This window comes from Micrococcus sp. HOU01 (assembly GCF_035609305.1).
GTDB classification, from domain to species: domain Bacteria; phylum Actinomycetota; class Actinomycetes; order Actinomycetales; family Micrococcaceae; genus Micrococcus; species Micrococcus luteus.
Window position 1 is genome coordinate 2519683 of sequence record NZ_CP141211.1, and the last position, 17010, is coordinate 2536692.

A 17010-nucleotide genomic window follows, 5' to 3' on the forward strand; every position below is an offset into this window, starting at 1 on the left:
GTGGGGCGGTGGGGTGGGCCTCAGGTGAGCGCGGCCACCAGGTGGGCCAGCGGCGTGGCCAGCACGATGGTGAGCGCCACGCGCTCGACCCAGATCACCAGGAGGTGCCACATCTTCACGGGGATGTCCGTGGCCAGGATGGCAGGAACCACCGCGGAGAAGAAGATGATCGCGGAGACGCAGACGACGCCGATCACGAACCGGGCGACGAGGTCCTCGTGACCGGCCGCCATCGTGGCCGGGATGAACATCTCGGCGATCGAGGTGGCGGAGGCCGAGGCCAGCAGGCCGGGGTCGGAGTAGCCGAGCGCCCAGAACAGCGGGTAGAAGATCACGCCGATCCACTCGAACACGGGCGTGTAGGTGGCCAGGACCAGGGCGATCAGGCCCACGGACATGATGGAGGGCAGGATCTGGAGCACCATCACGAGGCCGTCCCGGAAGTTGACCCAGATGTTCTTCGGCAGGGACGGGGCCTCGGCGAGGGTCTGCTCGGCGGCGCGCAGGGCCACGCGGAAGCGGTCCCGGGTGACGGCCTGCTCGGGCGAGTGGGTGACGCCCGGGTAGCACTCGTCCGGGATGCGGCTCAGCGGCGGGATGCGCACCGTGATGGCGGTGACCGCGAACGTCACCGCGAGGGTGCCGAAGAAGTACCAGAGCCAGATGTCCATCAGGCCCAGCGTCTTGGCCACGATCACCATGAAGGTCGCGGACACCGTGGAGAAGCCGACGGCGATGATCGCCGCCTCGCGGGCCGTGTAGCGGCCGCCGGTGTACATGCGGTTCGTCAGCAGCAGGCCCAGGGCGTAGGAGCCCACGAAGGAGGCGACGGCGTCGACGGCGGCGCGGCCGGGCACGCGCCAGATCGGCCGCATGGCCGGGCGCAGGTAGACGCCCACGAACTCCATGAGGCCGTAGCCGATCACGAGGGCCAGGAAGACGCCGCCGATGGGGACGATCAGGCCCACGGGCACCACGAGCTTGTCCATCAGGAACGGACCGATGCTCTTGTCCAGGATCCAGCTCGGGCCCACGCCGAACACGACCATCGCCGAGGCGACCAGGCCGAGCACGGCGAGGAACGCGAACACCGCCCGCGTGGTGCTGGTCCGCCAGCGACCCGAGGCGAACGGGTACACGGCGCCTGCGGCGATGATGGCCAGGCCCACCCAGCGCTCGGCCGGGCCGAGCAGCCCGCGCACCCAGGTCACCAGGTGGTCCAGCGGGATGGAGCTCGCCCCGTTGATCGTGATGGGCACGAAGAACATGACGATGCCGATCGCCGAGTAGACGATCATGCGCCAGCGCGCCGGCGGGCGGGGCGCGTCGGCCTCGATCGCGGCCATCGCGGTGGTGTCGGTGTGCAGCTCGTGGTCTGCGGGGCGGGACGAGTCCATCGTGGTGTCCTTTCGATCGCGAGCCGGACGAGCGGATGCCCGTCCGGCTCGCGGCGGTGAAGTCGTCGGACGGCGACGGCGCGGCGGCACCGTCGTCGTCCGACGACGTGACCGGGGTCAGTCCCGGATCGTGGCCTCCATGGGCACACGGACGCCGCGCTCCTTCGCCACCTCGGCGGCGCGGGAGTAGCCGGCGTCGACGTGGCGGATGACGCCCATGCCCGGGTCGTTGGTGAGCAGCGCCTCGAGCTTGGCCGCGGCCAGCTCGGTGCCGTCGGCCACGCCCACCTGGCCGGCGTGGATGGACCGGCCGATGCCGACGCCGCCGCCGTGGTGGATCGACACCCAGGTGGCGCCGGAGGAGGTGGCGGTCAGCGCGTTGAGCAGCGGCCAGTCGGCGATCGCGTCGGAGCCGTCCAGCATGGACTCGGTCTCGCGGTACGGGGAGGCCACGGAGCCGGAGTCGAGGTGGTCGCGGCCGATCACGATCGGCGCCTTGACCTTGCCCTCGGCCACGAGCTGGTTGAAGAGCAGGCCGGCCTTGTGGCGCTCGCCGTAGCCCAGCCAGCAGATGCGGGCCGGCAGGCCCTCGAACTCCACGAACTCGGCGGCGCCGTCGAGCCAGCGGTGCAGGTGCTCGTTCTCGGGGAACAGCTCCTTCAGGGCCTCGTCGGTCACGCGGATGTCCTCCGGGTCGCCGGAGAGCGCGGCCCAGCGGAACGGGCCGAGGCCCTCGCAGAACAGCGGGCGGATGTAGGCCGGGACGAAGCCCGGGAACTCGAACGCGCGGGAGTAGCCGGCCTTGCGGGCCTCGTCGCGGATGGAGTTGCCGTAGTCGAACACCTCGGCGCCGATGTCCTGGAAGCCGACCATGGCCTCGACCTGGCGGGCCATGGACTCCTGGGCCTTCTTGGTGAAGGTGTCCGGGTCGGCCTCGGCCTCGGCGTGCCAGTCCTTCTCGTCGATCTCGATCGGCAGGTAGGACAACGGGTTGTGCGCGGAGGTCTGGTCGGTGACGATGTCGATCTCGACGGTGCCGGCCTTCTGGCGCTCGAGCAGCTCGGGGAACACCTCGGCGGCGTTGCCCACGAGGCCCACGGAGACGGCCTCGCCGTTGCGCTTGGCCTGCATGACGCGCTCGACGGCCTTGTCGATGTCCGTCTCCACCTCGTCCAGGTAGCGCTTGCCCATGCGGCGGCGCAGGCGGTCCTCCGAGACGTCCACGATCAGGCAGACGCCGCCGTTGAGGGTGACGGCCAGGGGCTGGGCGCCGCCCATGCCGCCGCAGCCGCCGGTGAGGGTGAGGGTGCCCTGGAGGGAGCCGTCGTAGCGCTTGCGGCCGATCGCGGCGAAGGTCTCGTAGGTGCCCTGCAGGATGCCCTGGGTGGCGATGTAGATCCACGAGCCGGCGGTCATCTGGCCGTACATCATCAGGCCCTCGGCCTCGAGCTTGCGGAACTCCGGCCACGTGGCCCAGTCGCCCACGAGGTTGGAGTTGGCGATCAGCACGCGCGGGGCCCACACGTTGGTCTTGACGACGCCGACCGGCTTGCCGGACTGCACCAGGAGGGTCTCGTCCTCCTCGAGGTCCTTGAGTGTGGCGACGATGGCGTCGTAGGCCTCCCAGGAGCGGGCCGCGCGGCCGGTGCCGCCGTAGACGACGAGGTCCTCGGGACGCTCGGCGACCTCGGGGTCCAGGTTGTTCATGAGCATCCGCAGCGGGGCCTCGGTCTGCCAGGACTTGGCGGACAGCTCGGTGCCGCGCGGGGCGCGGATGGTGCGGGACGGGTCGTGCTGGGTGAAGCCCACGGCCATGGCAGTTCCTCTCGACGGGGTGCGTGCGCCGCCGGGACGAGTGGCCCCTGTGATTTCACGGCTCGGCATGCACTTTCCGAACATTGAAACAGTGACTCGGCTCACGCGCAAGCCCGATCCGTGTGTCCCGCACCCGTTACGCTCCCTGTCATGACCACCACCCCCACCGCCTCGACGCGCACCGTGGACCGGGCCCTGGACCTGCTCGCCGCCGTCACCGAGCAGCCCCGGCTGAGCCTGACCGAGGCCGCCCGTGCCACGGAGCTGCCGGCGTCCACGGCGCTGCGCCTGCTGCGCAGCCTCGAGGGATCCGGCTTCGTGGCCCGCGACGACGACGGCGCCTACCGCCCCGGCGTGCGCCTCATCCAGCTCGGGGCGCGGGCCTTCTCCCGGGACTCGCTCGTGCAGCTGGCCCGCGGGCCGATGGACCACGTCGTGGCCGCCACGGGCGAATCCGTCTACCTCTCGGTGACGACCCCTCCGGACTCCGCCGTCTACCTGGCGATCGTGGAGGGCACGCACTCCGTCCGCCACACGAACTGGGTCGGACGCACCGTCCCCCTGGCGGGCACGGCCGTGGGCGACGCCCTGCGCGGCAGCGTGGCCGCGGGGGACTACACGCTGCGCACCCGTTCCGTGGAGAAGGACGTCACCTCGCTGTCCGCCCCCATCAGCGTGGCGGGCACGGTGGTCGGTGCGCTCAGCACGCTCGTGCCGGCCTACCGCTGCACGGACGAGCTGGCGGACCGGTGCGGGGCGGCCCTCGTCGCCGCCACCGGCGAGCTCGCGCACCTGCTCGGGGCGGCCGACACTCCCAGGGAACGCCCAGCCGACTCCCCTGGAAAGCCCAAGGCGAGTTCGTAGGCTGAAGCCACCTCATCGAAGGTGCGAGTGATGACGGAGAAGGCCCCGGGCCCGGCGAGAGCCGGAACCGGGGCCTTTCTCTGCGGCCGGCGCCCGAGGCGCCGGTTGCGGGGATCAGCGGCGGGAGGAGACGACGCCCGCCCAGAGGCCGCCGAGCAGGCCCGCCACCGGCAGCATCCAGAACAGGTGCAGGCCCGCCCCGTAGAGGACGGTGTTGGAGAACACCGCGAACAGGCCCACGGCACCGAGGAAGCCGCCGACCACGCCACCGACCACGTAGCGCACGACGGAGCGGGCAGCCCCGCCCATCAGCAGCACGACCAGGTAGCCGGCCGCGCCCGCCAGGGCGCCGCCCACCAGGCCGAACATGAACGACTGCACCAGCACGACCCAGCCGTGGCCGGTCTCGCCCAGCGCCACGGAGCCGTTCGGATCACCCAGGTCGCCGGTGAGCACGCGCACGACGTTGCCGATGATCACGACGAGCACCGAGACGAGGATGACGCGGTTGGTGAAGCCCCAGCCCTCCACCGGGCCCAGCGGCTCGAGCACCTCCTCCTCCACCACGGCGTGGCGCACGGGGCGGGCCGGGGCGGTGTGGGCGTTCGCGGCGTGGGGCTGGACGGCGTGGCTGCCGTCGGCGTTGATGGTCATCTCTGATCTCCCGTCCCGCCCCGGGCGGGGCGCGTTCCGAGCGCCGGGGCGCCCGTCTGGTTGCACGTCTGACGTGATTTTAGGCTTTTCCCAGCCCGAGGGGGTAATGGTGACCCGTCCGCCGGGCGGGGGGCGGCTCAGAGGACGTCGGTGCGGCGGTTGGCGAGCGAGGGGAGGAACTCCCGGACCTCGTCGATCCGCTCGCGGGTGACCTCCGCGGTCACCACGGCCTCCCGCTCGTCGGCGAGCTCGGCGACGGGCAGCGCCAGCGGGTCCACGATCATCGAGTGGCCCACGGTGCCGTCCGAGCACGTGTCGGCCGCGGCCACCCACACCGTGTTCTCCACCGCGCGGGCCTTGAGCAGGGTGCGCCAGTGGTCCACCTTGTGCTCGCCGGAGAACCACGCCGCGGGGATCACGAGCACGTCCGCGCCCTCCACCGCCAGACGCCGGGACAGCTCGGGGAAGCGCAGGTCGTAGCAGGTGAGCAGGCCCAGGCGGAGCCCGCCGAGCTCGATCGCCGCGACGCCGCCGTCGCCGGGGGTGATCCGGTCCGACTCGCGGTGCGCGAACGCGTCGTAGAGGTGGAGCTTGCGGTACGCGCCCAGCCGGGCGCCGTCCGCGCCCACCGCCAGCAGCGTGTTGTAGGGACGCCGGTCCGGTCCCGGCTCGTAGCCGCCCGCGACGACGGCGATCCCGTGCTCACGCGCCAGCGCGGCCAGGCCCGCGGCGAACGGCTCCCAGGCCGCGGCGACGGCGTCGGGGAACTCCTCCCCCACCTCGCGGGCCCCGAGCATGGCCTCCTCGGGCAGCACCAGGAGGTCCGCCCCCTCGCCCGCGGCGCGGGCGGCGAGGCGGGCCATCACGGCCAGGTTCTCCTCGACGTCGCCCACGGGCCCGAACTGTCCGACGCTGATCCTCATGCCCCCAGGGTAGCCAGGCCCCTGCCGGTGGCCGTCAGCCCTGGTCAGCGCTGGGGCCAGCCGCCACGCTGGGGACCGGGCACGACGTCGGCCCGCATCGGCCGCCGTCGTCCTCCGCCCCCGATCCGCGCGGCACCGCGCGGCACGTCGACACCACAGGAGCAGACGCGATGACCACCCAGCAGCCCGACATCCCCGGCACGCCGGGGCCGATCACCCCCGACCTCGAGGAGCACACCGCCCTCACCCACCCGGACCAGCCCGTGGCCGTCCCGGCCCCGGACCAGCGCGGTCCGGCACAGGTCTCCCCCACCGGCCAGGACACCGGCGCCGACCCCGCGACCGCCGCGCAGGGCTGCCCGTACCTGACCACCGCGCACGGTGTGCGCCTGCAGGACTCGGACCACTCGCTCAAGGCCGGCCGCCGCGGCCCCACCCTGCTGCAGGACCACCACCTGCGGGAGAAGCTCAGCCACTTCGACCACGAGCGCATCCCCGAGCGCGTGGTCCACGCCCGCGGCGCCGGCGCCCACGGCGTGTTCCGCGGCTACGGCACCGCCGCGAAGATCAGCCGGGCCGGGCTCTTCGCCAAGGACAAGGAGACGGAGGTGTTCGTCCGCTTCTCCACCGTGGCCGGCTCCCGCGGCTCCATGGACCTGGCCCGCGACACCCGCGGCTTCGCCACCAAGTTCTACACGGACGAGGGCACGTGGGACCTGGTGGGCAACAACATCCCCGTGTTCTTCGTGCAGGACGCCATCAAGTTCCCGGACGTGGTGCACTCGGTGAAGCCGCACCCGGACCGCGAGATCCCGCAGGCGCAGTCCGCGCACGACACGTTCTGGGACTTCGTGTCCCTGCACACCGAGGCCCAGCACCACACCCTGTGGAACATGTCCGACCGCGGCATCCCGCGCTCCTACCGCATGATGGAGGGCTTCGGCGTCCACACCTACCGCCTGATCGCGGCGGACGGCTCCACCGTGCTGGTCAAGTTCCACTGGAAGCCGATGCTCGGCGTGCACTCCGTGACCTGGGAGGAGGCGCTGCTCACCAACGGCATGGACCCGGACTTCCACCGGCGTGACCTCGCCGACGCCATCGAGGCCGGCGCCTTCCCCGAGTGGGAGCTCGGCGTGCAGGTGTTCGAGGACAACGAGGAGCAGATGTTCGAGGGCATCGACCTGCTCGACCCCACGAAGCTGGTCCCGGAGGAGCTCGCCCCCGTGCAGCCCCTCGGCCGCATGACGCTGAACGCCAACCCGTCCAACTACTTCGCGGAGACGGAGCAGGTGGCCTTCAACCCGGCCAACCTCGTGCCCGGCATCGACGTCACCAACGACCCGCTGCTGCAGGGCCGCCTCTTCTCCTACCTGGACACGCAGCTCACCCGCCTCGGCGGGCCGAACTGGAACCAGCTGCCCATCAACCGCCCGCACGCCCCGGTCAACGACATGCTGCGTGACGGCTTCCACCAGAGCGCCGTGCATCGCGGCGTGGCGCCGTACCGGCCCAACTCGCTCGACGGCGGCCTGCCGTACGAAACCCCCGCGGACGACCACGCGTTCATCGAGCACCCGGAGCCGCTGCCGGCCTCGGTGAAGGAGCGCGCGCACGCCGCGTCCTTCGACGACCACTTCTCGCAGGCGCGCCTGTTCTTCCTCTCCCTCTCCGAGGTGGAGCGCGAGCACGTGGCGCAGGCGTACACGTTCGAGCTCGGCAAGTGCTACGAGCAGACCATCCGCGAGCGCCAGCTGGCCCACCTCGCCGCGATCGACACGCGACTGGCCCAGCAGGTCGCGGACGGCCTGGGCATCCCCGTTCCCGCGCCGACCGAGACCCCGGCCGACGTGCAGCCCTCCCCCGTGCTGTCCCAGATCGGCGGCGCGTGGCCGCTCGACGGCCGTCAGGTCGGCGTCGTGGTGGGCGAGTCCGTGGACGAGAAGGAGCTGGACGCCCTCGTGCAGGGCATCCACGGTGCGGGCATGGTCCCGCTGGTCATCGCGCCGAAGGGCGGCCCCGTGGCCGGGGAGATCGTGGCCCAGCGGACCTACCTGACCGCCGCGTCCATCGAGTTGGATGCCGTGGTCGTGGCCTCGCCGGCGGCCCCCGCCGCCGACGCCGCCCCCGGCCTGGACCAGAAGGCCGGCGCCGCCGACCCCGAGGCGGTGGACCCGCGCGTCATCAAGGTGCTGCAGGAGATGTGGCGCCACTCCAAGGCGATCCTCGCCCTCGAGCCGGCGGAGGCCGTCCTCGCGGCCGCCCAGGTGTCCGGCAAGGGCGTCGAGTCCGCGGCGGACGGCGCGGCCGCCGTGGCGGCGCTGAAGCAGCTCCTGCCCGCGCACCGCGTGTGGGACCGCTTCCCGACGACGGGCCGCCTGGCCGACTGACCGGCGGACCCCCGGGCGCTTTCGAACGTGAGATAGGGCCTATCTCACGTTCGAAAGCGCCCATTCGCCCTCTTTCACGTTCGAAAGTGCAGGCCAGGGTGGGCCGGGGGCGGGGCGGCGGGCCGGGTCAGCCCTCGACGAGGTCGCGGACCTGCACCACCTGGTCGCGGCCCGGGCCCACGCCGATCGCGGAGATCCGGCAGCCCGAGAGCTTCTCGAGGGCCTCCACGTAGCGCTGGGCGTTCAGCGGCAGGTCGGTGAACTCGCGCGCGCCGGAGATGTCCTCGGTCCAGCCGTCGAAGTGCTCGAAGATCGGCTTGGCGTGGTGGAACTCGGTCTGGGTCATGGGCATGCGGTCGTGGCGCACGCCGTCCACCTCGTAGGCCACGCACACCGGGATCTTCTCGATGCCGGTGAGCACGTCCAGCTTGGTGAGGAAGTAGTCCGTGAAGCCGTTGATCCGCGCGGCGTAGTGGGCCATGACGGCGTCGTACCAGCCGGTGCGCCGCGGGCGGCCGGTGTTCACGCCGAACTCGCCGCCGGTGGTGCGCAGCTGCTCGCCCATCTCGTCGAAGAGCTCCGTGGGGAACGGGCTGGCGCCGACGCGCGTGGTGTAGGCCTTCACGATGCCGATGGTCCGGGAGAAGCGGGTGGGGCCGATGCCCGCGCCCACGGCCGCGCCGCCGGCGGTCGGGTTGGACGAGGTCACGAACGGGTAGGTGCCGTGGTCCACGTCCAGGTAGGTGGCCTGGCCGCCCTCCATGAGCACCACCTTGCCCTCGTCCAGGGCGTCGTTGAGCAGGTTCACGGAGTCCACGACCATGGGGCGCAGGCGGTCCGCGTAGCCCAGGAAGTACTCGGCGATCTCGTCCACGGTGACGGCGCGGCGGTTGTAGAGCTTCACCAGCAGCTCGTTCTTCTGCCGCAGGGCGCCCTCGATCTTCTGGCGCAGGATCGACTCGTCGAAGATGTCCTGCACGCGGATGCCCAGGCGGGCCACCTTGTCCATGTAGGTGGGGCCGATGCCGCGGCCGGTGGTGCCGATCGCGCGCTTGCCCAGGAACCGCTCGGTCACCTTGTCCATGGTCTGGTGGTACGGCGCCACGAGGTGGGCGTTGGCGGAGATCTTCAGGTGCTCGCACGAGTGGCCGCGGGACTCGAGCCCGTCGATCTCCTCGAACAGCGCCTCCAGGTTCACCACCACGCCGTTGCCGATCACCGGCACCGCGTTGGGCGAGAGGATGCCGGCGGGCAGCAGCTTGAGCTCGAACTTCTCCCCGTTGACGACGACGGTGTGCCCGGCGTTGTTGCCGCCGTTCGGCTTGACGACGTAGTCCACTCGCCCGCCCAGCAGGTCGGTGGCCTTGCCCTTGCCCTCGTCGCCCCACTGGGCTCCGACGATCGCGATCGCTGGCATCTGCATCTCTCCTCAGGGCCGCGGGTCGTCCCGGACCGGCCCGTACATGGAAAACGCCCCCTTGCGGTGCGCACGGAGGCCGTACCCCCGAATCCTACCAGCGTGACGGATGCCACCCTCTGGCTACGCTGGCGCCATGAGCACCGCAGCGCCCGGCACCCAGCACTCGGAGTTCGCCTCCCCGACCCCCACCCGCAAGGGCCCGAGCGTGGGCACGTGGCGCCCCTGGGCCGTGCTGCCGTGGGCGCTGGCCCTCCTCGCCCTGCCCCTGATCGCGCTCGCCCTGCGCTCCAACTTCGGCGCGAACGGCTGGATGACGGTCATCTACATGGTCTTCGGCGCCCTGCCCCACGAACTCGTCCTCATGGTCCTGGTGGGAAGCCTGTTCCTCCTGCCCCGCGTGAACCCGCAGGATGAGCAGCGGGGCGGCATCCGGCTGGGGCGCCTGCTGCACACGCTGCTGGGCGTCTCCTGGGGGTCCTTCGCGCTGGCCGCGATCATCTTCCCCGACGGCGGCGACCACCCGGACTCCGGCGCCACGACCCCGGTGCTCATGGACCTGCTCGGCACGAGCACCGCGATGGACGTCGGCATCGTGGGCGGCCTCGCCCTCGTGGCCGTCAGTGCGCTCACCGGTCTCGCGGTGATCGTGGTGTGCGTGGTGCGGCGGATCCGCGCCGTTCGCTGAGCACGCTCCCGACGACGGCGGTCAGCGCGGGTTCAGGCGTTGGCGGGCTCGGCCGTGCCCGCGCCCCGGCGGCGCAGCTCGGGCTTCACGGTGCCCTCGGCGCCCGTGTCGGGGCAGGCGTCCTCCGCAGCTCCGGCCGCACCGGAGCCGCACGGGCCGGCGTCGTCCGTGCCGCCGCAGCAGCCGCCGGCCGAGGCGCCGTCGTCGGCCGCGGCCTGCTGCGCACGCTCCTCGGCGCCGAGCACGGTGAAGCCGGCGTCGGCGATCATCTGCAGGTCCGCCTCGGCGTCCTGGCCCTCGGAGGTGAGGTAGTCGCCGAGGAAGATCGAGTTGGCCACCTGCAGGCCGACCGGCTGCAGGGAGCGCAGGTGCATCTCGCGGCCGCCGGCGATGCGCAGCTCCTTGTCCGGGCACGCCAGGCGGACCATGGCGAGGATCCGGAGACACTCGAGGGGCGTGAGCTGCTGGTGGCCCTGCAGCGGGGTGCCGTCGAAGGGCATGAGGAAGTTGACGGGGATGGAGTCGGAGTCCAGGTCGCGGAGCGCGAGGACGGCCTCGACGAGCTGCTCGTGCGTCTCCCCCATGCCCGCGATCAGGCCACTGCAGGAGGACAGGCCGGCGGCGCCCGCCCGCTGCACGGTGTCCACGCGCTGCTCGTAGGTGTGGGAGGTGCAGATGGACTCGTAGTGGGACTCGGCCGTGTTGAGGTTGTGGTTGTAGGCGTCGACGCCGGCGTCCTTGAGCTTCTCGGCCTGGCCGTCCTTGAGGAAGCCGAGACACGCGCACACCTCGACGTCCGGGTGCTGGGCCTTGAGGTCGCCGACCATGCCGGCCACGCGGTCGACGTCGCGGTCCGTGGGGCCGGTGCCCGAGGCGACCATGCACACGCGCGAGGCGCCGCCGGCGATGCCCAGACCCGCCTGGCGGACGGCCTCCTCCGGCTTGAGCCACGTGTAGCGCAGGATCTCGGCCTCGGTGCCGAGCCGCTGGGAGCAGTAGGTGCAGTTCTCCGGGCAGAGGCCGGTCTTGAGGCTGACCAGGTAGTTGACCTTGACGGTGCGGCCGAAGTGCTTCTCGCGCAGGCGCGAGGCCGCCGCGACGATGCGGAACGTGTCCGCGTCCGGGGCGTCCAGCACAGCGACGGCCTCCTCAGCGGTAAGCACGTGGCCCGCCTCGATGCGGTCCACGAGGGCCTCGGGGTCGAGGGCGGCGGCGGGGCGGGGGTCGACGGCGGGGGAGTCCTGGGTGGCGGTCATGCGGGCCTCTCCGGTGGGCGGGGCTCGGCCCCGGGTGGGTCTGACTCGAGGGACTCTAACAGTGTTCATTGAACAGTGTTCAGGAGCGGGGGGCCATGACCCCGACGTCAGCGCCCGTGCCGGTCCAGAGGGACCGGCTGTCGAGATGCAGTGAAGATTTCAGAAACGCGCAAATATGTTTCATACGCCAGGAAGCGCCTGAACGCTTGACGCTCTGTAGACCCGGGTGTCATTGATGTCGAGATGCAGCGAAGATTTCACAAACGCGCAAATATGTTTCATACGACCACGAGCCACTTAGGTATTGACAGTTGAACCCTGTCCGGGTGCAGCTCGTGGTTCTCCAGTCAGCCCGTGTGCGACGCTGACGCCATGAACCAGCCCTCCATGGCCACCCTGTCTTCGGGAAAAATCACCCTGCGTGACGCCCGTCGCGGGACCACACGGGATGTGGAACTGGAGCCCTTCGAGATGGCCGTGCACCCCCTCCGTGACCGGAGCACCGGACGCCCGCTCACGCCTCTGACATGGTTCGAGACCATCAACCTCTGCAACGAGCTATCCAATGCTGAAGAGCTGCAGCCGGCCTACACGCATGCTGGGGACGGACGCTCCGTCACCTGGAACACGAGCGCTGACGGGTACCGATTGCCCACCGAGGCCGAGTGGGAGTACGCCTGCCGCGCCGGAACGACCTCGCCCACCTACGGGCCGCTTGAAGACATCGCCTGGACCAGCCTCGACCACCTTGAGGGCCCCCAGCCCGTCGGCATGAAGAAAGCCAACCCGCACGGTCTGCACGACATGCTCGGCAACATCTGGGAATGGTGCTGGGACTACGCCGATCCCGCCCGCTACGGCGACTACCGCAGTCTGCGCGGGGGTGGCTGGGCGGATGAACCCTGGAGCGTGCGCGCCTCAGTGCGCCGGGGCAGCGCCCCGGACGCCGTCCTGGAGGACGTGGGACTCCGCCTGGCCCGGGGTCTGGTCGGCAGCCCGGGACAAGCTCAGGGCTGGTCCCATGAGGCAGACAGGCAACGAGCCGCCATCTGCGGGCCGCTTCCCGTGGGGTGGACACCCTTGCGGGAGATCTTCGCCTGAGAAGGGAACCGCCCAGCCTCATTCGGCGGAACGGAGCCGATCCGTCGGCAACGACAACATCACCGTCGCGGTGAGATCCGGCGCCTTGGCCACCGCCCTGTCATCGAGCCGCGGCGCCACTGTGACGGCCTCTCGTGAGAACTCCTGGATGCCCACGGGCACCCATGCGTCACCCTCGGTGCGAAGCAGCCACTGTTCGCCCAACGCCTGCAAACCGACGGTGTCAAGCAGTTCTTCGGCCTCGGTCGACTCCATGGGTTCACCGCATCGCCGACGCAGGAGGTCGTAGGGGATGAAGAGGCCTTCGTCGGTCATCTCGATGTACCCGACGTGCTCGCGGTCATCAGCGCGGAGGTGATCTAAAACAGTGGTCACGGTGACAGCCTAGAGTTGTCGACTCGATACCCCAGCCTGCTCCCCGCCCCAGCACGGCAGGGGCGTCCGGCCAGGCTCCCTCACACACCGGATCCCGCCCCCTCTCCGAACGGTTCACGGCGAGTCGCGTGCAGTCTTTGCTGCATCTCGACAACCCCGAGGGTGACGACGTCCTCCACGGGATCGGCCCGGCCACTGACTGTCCCCGTGCTGCTGCGCCCGCGCGCCTTCACCAGGGTCACCGTCAGAGACCCCTGCCTGGGGTCTCCGGCACCGCGCTTCCCGAGCGTTGACCCCACTCACTGACGGGTCTGGGCGCGAGTCGGTTTCGTACCAGTCTTCGCTGCCTTCGTCGATGCGGCAAGGCAGTCCACGGTTCTGATGAGCCGAGGGGTCACTACTCTCCGACGCGCAGCGCCAGAACCCAGCGGATCGCCCCGCAGCATCGGTGCACCACAAGGCACACCTCGGACGCTCCAACCATTGTTTGCAGCACTTGCGCAATGCAGCTCACACGATCGCCTCCCTCCTTGCGGAATACCTGACATGGGTATACGTTTGACTAGTACACGTACCCGGTAGGGGTACTCCCGACGTACAACCCGACATACAAGGAGGACACCTGATGGCTTCGAACGATTACCAGGTGACGGGCATGACCTGCGGCCACTGCGAGATGTCGATCCGCGAGGAGGTCAGCGAGATCCCCGGCGTCCAGGACATCCAAGTCAGCGCGCAGACCGGCAAGCTCAACGTCACCGCCGAGGGCGAGATCGACGACGCCAAGGTCCTCGCGGCGGTCGAGGAGGCCGGCTACTCGGCGGTGCGCGTCTGATGAAGGCCGGAGGACGGCTCGCGCTCTACGGGGCCGGGTTGGTGGTGGCGTTCGGCGGGGCCTTCGGCCTCGCCGGCGCCGTCATTCCCGATAGCTTCGCAGCAGCATGGGCAGAAGGAAGTAACGTGAACGCACACGGTGAAGGGCACGGCGACGCTGCGCAGGAAACCGCGGAGCCCGCTCTGAACGGGGTCTCCGCAAGCGCGGACGGCTTCGTGCTCTCTCCGGTCCAGGCCCCCACGGCCGCAGGCGAGGATGGAGACCTGAGCTTCCAGATCCTCGACGAGTCCGGCGAACCGGTGACCGAATACACCACCGCGCACGAGAAGGACCTGCACCTGATCGCCGTGCGCACCGACGGCGCCGGCTTCCAGCACGTGCACCCCGAACTCGACACGAGCACAGGCACCTGGTCGGTGCCGTGGACCTGGGACGAGGCGGGCACCTACCGCGTGTACGCCGACTTCACACCCGCGGGCGAGGAAGCCGAAGGCATCACTCTCACCCGCGCAATCGAGGTCGCGGGCGACTTCACCCCTGTCGAGACCGAGGCGCAGCCCACCGACGAGGTCGACGGATACACCGTCTCCCTCAACGGCGACCTCACTGCGGGCACCTCAAGCGAGCTCACCATCTCGGTCGAGCGTGACGGTCAGCCGGTGACCACGCTGGAGCCTTACCTGGGCGCGTTCGGCCACCTGGTGGCGCTGCGCGAGGGTGACCTCGCCTACCTGCACGTCCACGCCGAGGGCGACCAGCCCCAGGCCGGGGACACGGCCGGACCCGACATCGGATTCGCAGCGGAGGCCCCGACCGCCGACCGTTACCTGCTCTACCTGGACTTCCAGGTCGACGGGCAGGTGCACACCGCCGAGTTCGTGATCGACGCCGAGCACGGTGACGGCTCGAAGACAGACGATTCGCATTCCGACGGCCACTGACCCGCAGGGCCCGGCGTCGCACGAGAGCTGAGAAAGAAGGAAGAGGATGAGCACATCAGCGCCCCCAACGGGTGGGCCGGACATCGAGTTGGAGATCGGCGGGATGACCTGCGCCTCCTGCGCGAACCGGATCGAGAAGAAGCTGAACAAGCTCGATGGCGTCGCGGCCACCGTCAACTACGCCACTGAGAAGGCTAAGGTCACCGTGCCTGCCGGCTACGATCCGTCACTGCTGGTCGCCGAGGTCGAGAAGACCGGGTACACGGCCGCACTGCCCAAGCCCAAGGACACTACGGCGAACACGTCGGAGACCGAGGCCGGGGAGGAGGAAGACAGTGAGCTCACCTCGCTGCGGCATCGGCTGATCGGCGCGATCGTGCTCACTGTTCCCGTAATCGCGATGGCGATGATCCCCGCGCTGCAGTTCACGTATTGGCAGTGGGCCTCACTCGCCCTGGCCGCACCGGTGATCATCTGGGGAGCTTGGCCGTTCCACAAGGCGGCGTGGACAAACCTCAAGCACGGTGCGGCGACGATGGACACGCTCATCTCGATGGGCACCTCCGTCGCACTGCTCTGGTCGCTCTACGCGCTCTTCCTCGGCACTGCCGGCACTCCCGGCATGACGCACCCCTTCGAGTTCACGATCGCTCCGTCGGATGGCGCGGCGAACATCTACCTCGAAGTCGGCGCGGGCGTGACGATGTTCATCCTCGCCGGCCGCTACTTCGAGAAGCGATCCAAGCGCCAGGCCGGGGCCGCGCTGCGCGCCCTCCTGGAGCTGGGCGCGAAGGAAGTCGCCGTACTCCGCGACGGCGTAGAGGTGAAGATCCCCACCTCTGAGCTGGCGGTCGGCGACGAGTTCATCGTCCGTCCAGGCGAGAAGATCGCCACCGACGGTCTCGTGACCTCCGGCTCCTCCGCGGTGGACGCCTCGATGCTCACCGGCGAGTCCGTGCCGGTCGAGGTCCGCGAGGGCGACTCGGTCACCGGTGCCACCGTCAACGCCGGCGGCCGCCTGGTCGTGCGGGCGACTCGTGTGGGTTCGGACACACAGCTCGCACAGATGGCGAAGCTCGTCGAGGACGCGCAGACCGGCAAGGCCGAGGTGCAGCGTCTGGCCGATCGCATCTCCGGCATCTTCGTGCCGATCGTCATCGTCGTCGCGTTCATCACCCTCGGCGCCTGGCTGGGAGGCGGGTTCCCCGTCGCCGCCGCGTTCACCGCAGCGGTCGCCGTGCTCGTCATCGCCTGCCCCTGCGCGCTGGGTCTGGCAACCCCGACCGCGCTGCTCGTCGGCACCGGGCGCGGTGCGCAGATGGGCGTCCTCATCAAGGGCCCGGAGGTGCTGGAGTCCACTCGCAAGGTCGACACCGTCGTGCTCGATAAGACCGGCACCGTCACCAGCGGCAAGATGACTCTGACCGACGTGATCACTGAGCCCGGTGTGGATCGTGCGGAGCTGCTGCGTTTCGCCGGTGCACTGGAAGACTCTTCCGAGCATCCGATTGCGCAGGCGATCGCCAAGGGCGCGACCCAGGAAGTCGGCCAGCTGCCTACTCCAGAGGACTTCGCCAATGTCGAGGGCAAGGGCGTGCAGGGCATCGTCGAGGGGACCCCGGTCGTCGTCGGCCGCGAGTCTCTGCTGGCGGACTGGTCGCAGAAGCTCTCTCCGGAGGTCGCACAGGCGAAGGCCCAGGCCGAGGGCGAGGGCAAGACGGTTGTCGCGATCGGCTGGGACGGTGCTGCGCGCGGCATCCTCGTCGTCGCCGACACCGTCAAGCCCACGAGCGCCGAGGCGATCCGCGGGCTCAAGGAGATCGGCCTGACCCCGGTGCTGCTCACCGGTGACAACGAGGCCGTGGCCCGCCAGATCGCGTCCGAGGTCGGCATCGACGAGGTCATCGCCGAAGTGCTACCCAAGGACAAGGTCGACGTCGTCACCCGCCTCCAGGAAGAGGGCAAGATCGTCGCGATGGTCGGCGACGGCGTCAACGACGCCCCCGCGCTCGCGCAGGCCGACCTGGGCCTGGCGATGGGCACCGGCACGGACGTCGCGATCGAGGCCTCCGACATCACGCTCGTGCGCGGTGACCTGCGGGCCGCCGTCGACGCGATCCGCCTGTCCAGGAAGACCCTGTCGACGATCAAGACCAACCTGTTCTGGGCATTCGCCTACAACACCGCCGCGATCCCGGTCGCTGCGCTCGGCATGCTCAACCCCATGCTCGCAGGTGCGGCGATGGCGTTCTCCAGCGTCTTCGTCGTCGGCAACAGCCTCCGCCTGCGCGGGTTCACGAGCGTCGCCTCGAAGTGACGTACGAGAACCCACCCATCCACACGAATCCAATAAC

The 17010-nt window shown here is 70.3% G+C and carries 14 protein-coding genes; 7 read left to right on the forward strand and 7 right to left on the reverse strand.

Going from position 1 to position 17010, the window contains the following annotated elements; genetic code table 11:
* Nucleotides 1-20: 20 nt before the first annotated feature.
* Entirely contained in the window at nucleotides 21-1397 is a 1377-nt protein-coding gene (locus SOY78_RS11560) for a YjiH family protein (RefSeq protein ID WP_145951191.1), read from the reverse strand.
* Between the two features lie 117 nt (nucleotides 1398-1514).
* On the reverse strand, nucleotides 1515-3212 hold the full coding sequence (locus SOY78_RS11565) for a urocanate hydratase (RefSeq protein ID WP_324701611.1): 1698 nt from the start codon (nucleotides 3210-3212) through the stop codon (nucleotides 1515-1517).
* Nucleotides 3213-3362: 150 nt separating this feature from the next.
* On the opposite strand from SOY78_RS11565, the gene SOY78_RS11570 reads away from it, so the two are divergent.
* Entirely contained in the window at nucleotides 3363-4076 is a 714-nt protein-coding gene (locus tag SOY78_RS11570) for an IclR family transcriptional regulator (RefSeq protein WP_041104426.1), read from the forward strand.
* Nucleotides 4077-4190: 114 nt separating this feature from the next.
* On the opposite strand, the gene SOY78_RS11575 is transcribed toward SOY78_RS11570, so the two are convergent.
* Together SOY78_RS11575 and SOY78_RS11580 are read right to left on the reverse strand one after the other, a co-directional pair.
* Nucleotides 4191-4730, reverse strand: coding sequence for a hypothetical protein (locus SOY78_RS11575; protein WP_036315779.1), 540 nt, complete (start codon nucleotides 4728-4730; stop codon nucleotides 4191-4193).
* 137 nt (nucleotides 4731-4867) lie between these two features.
* Complete coding sequence (locus tag SOY78_RS11580) at nucleotides 4868-5653, reverse strand: carbon-nitrogen hydrolase family protein (protein WP_036315777.1); 786 nt, start codon at nucleotides 5651-5653, stop codon at nucleotides 4868-4870.
* Nucleotides 5654-5823: 170 nt separating this feature from the next.
* Between SOY78_RS11580 and SOY78_RS11585 the strand changes: the two genes are divergently transcribed.
* Complete coding sequence (locus SOY78_RS11585) at nucleotides 5824-8043, forward strand: catalase (RefSeq protein WP_044658657.1); 2220 nt, start codon at nucleotides 5824-5826, stop codon at nucleotides 8041-8043.
* Between the two features lie 127 nt (nucleotides 8044-8170).
* On the opposite strand, the gene SOY78_RS11590 is transcribed toward SOY78_RS11585, so the two are convergent.
* A complete protein-coding gene (locus SOY78_RS11590) occupies nucleotides 8171-9460 on the reverse strand; it encodes an adenylosuccinate synthase (protein ID WP_324701612.1) in 1290 nt (429 codons plus the stop codon).
* Between the two features lie 136 nt (nucleotides 9461-9596).
* On the opposite strand from SOY78_RS11590, the gene SOY78_RS11595 reads away from it, so the two are divergent.
* On the forward strand, nucleotides 9597-10148 hold the full coding sequence (locus SOY78_RS11595) for a hypothetical protein (protein ID WP_206481426.1): 552 nt from the start codon (nucleotides 9597-9599) through the stop codon (nucleotides 10146-10148).
* A 32-nt stretch (nucleotides 10149-10180) separates the two neighbouring features.
* Here the strand turns inward: SOY78_RS11595 and bioB are convergent, their stop codons facing one another.
* Nucleotides 10181-11404: a biotin synthase BioB gene (gene bioB, locus SOY78_RS11600; protein ID WP_170079748.1), complete on the reverse strand. Its 1224-nt coding sequence runs from the start codon at nucleotides 11402-11404 to the stop codon at nucleotides 10181-10183.
* A 372-nt stretch (nucleotides 11405-11776) separates the two neighbouring features.
* On the opposite strand from bioB, the gene SOY78_RS11605 reads away from it, so the two are divergent.
* The gene (locus SOY78_RS11605) at nucleotides 11777-12505 is read left to right on the forward strand and encodes a formylglycine-generating enzyme family protein (protein ID WP_223246359.1); all 729 of its coding nucleotides are present in this window, start codon (nucleotides 11777-11779) and stop codon (nucleotides 12503-12505) included.
* An 18-nt stretch (nucleotides 12506-12523) separates the two neighbouring features.
* Here the strand turns inward: SOY78_RS11605 and SOY78_RS11610 are convergent, their stop codons facing one another.
* A complete protein-coding gene (locus SOY78_RS11610; protein WP_061873204.1) occupies nucleotides 12524-12880 on the reverse strand; it encodes a hypothetical protein in 357 nt (118 codons plus the stop codon).
* Between the two features lie 625 nt (nucleotides 12881-13505).
* Here SOY78_RS11610 and SOY78_RS11615 point away from each other — a divergent pair.
* Genes SOY78_RS11615 through SOY78_RS11625 form a run of 3 tightly spaced genes read left to right on the forward strand, consistent with a single transcriptional unit; the run spans nucleotide 13506 to nucleotide 16973 of the window.
* On the forward strand, nucleotides 13506-13715 hold the full coding sequence (locus SOY78_RS11615) for a heavy-metal-associated domain-containing protein (protein WP_006213359.1): 210 nt from the start codon (nucleotides 13506-13508) through the stop codon (nucleotides 13713-13715).
* Complete coding sequence (locus SOY78_RS11620; RefSeq protein ID WP_324701613.1) at nucleotides 13715-14656, forward strand: hypothetical protein; 942 nt, start codon at nucleotides 13715-13717, stop codon at nucleotides 14654-14656. Before SOY78_RS11615 ends, SOY78_RS11620 begins: the two co-directional genes overlap by 1 nt.
* A 46-nt stretch (nucleotides 14657-14702) precedes the next feature.
* Nucleotides 14703-16973, forward strand: coding sequence for a heavy metal translocating P-type ATPase (locus SOY78_RS11625; protein WP_061873202.1), 2271 nt, complete (start codon nucleotides 14703-14705; stop codon nucleotides 16971-16973).
* The last annotated feature ends 37 nt before the right edge of the window (nucleotides 16974-17010 follow it).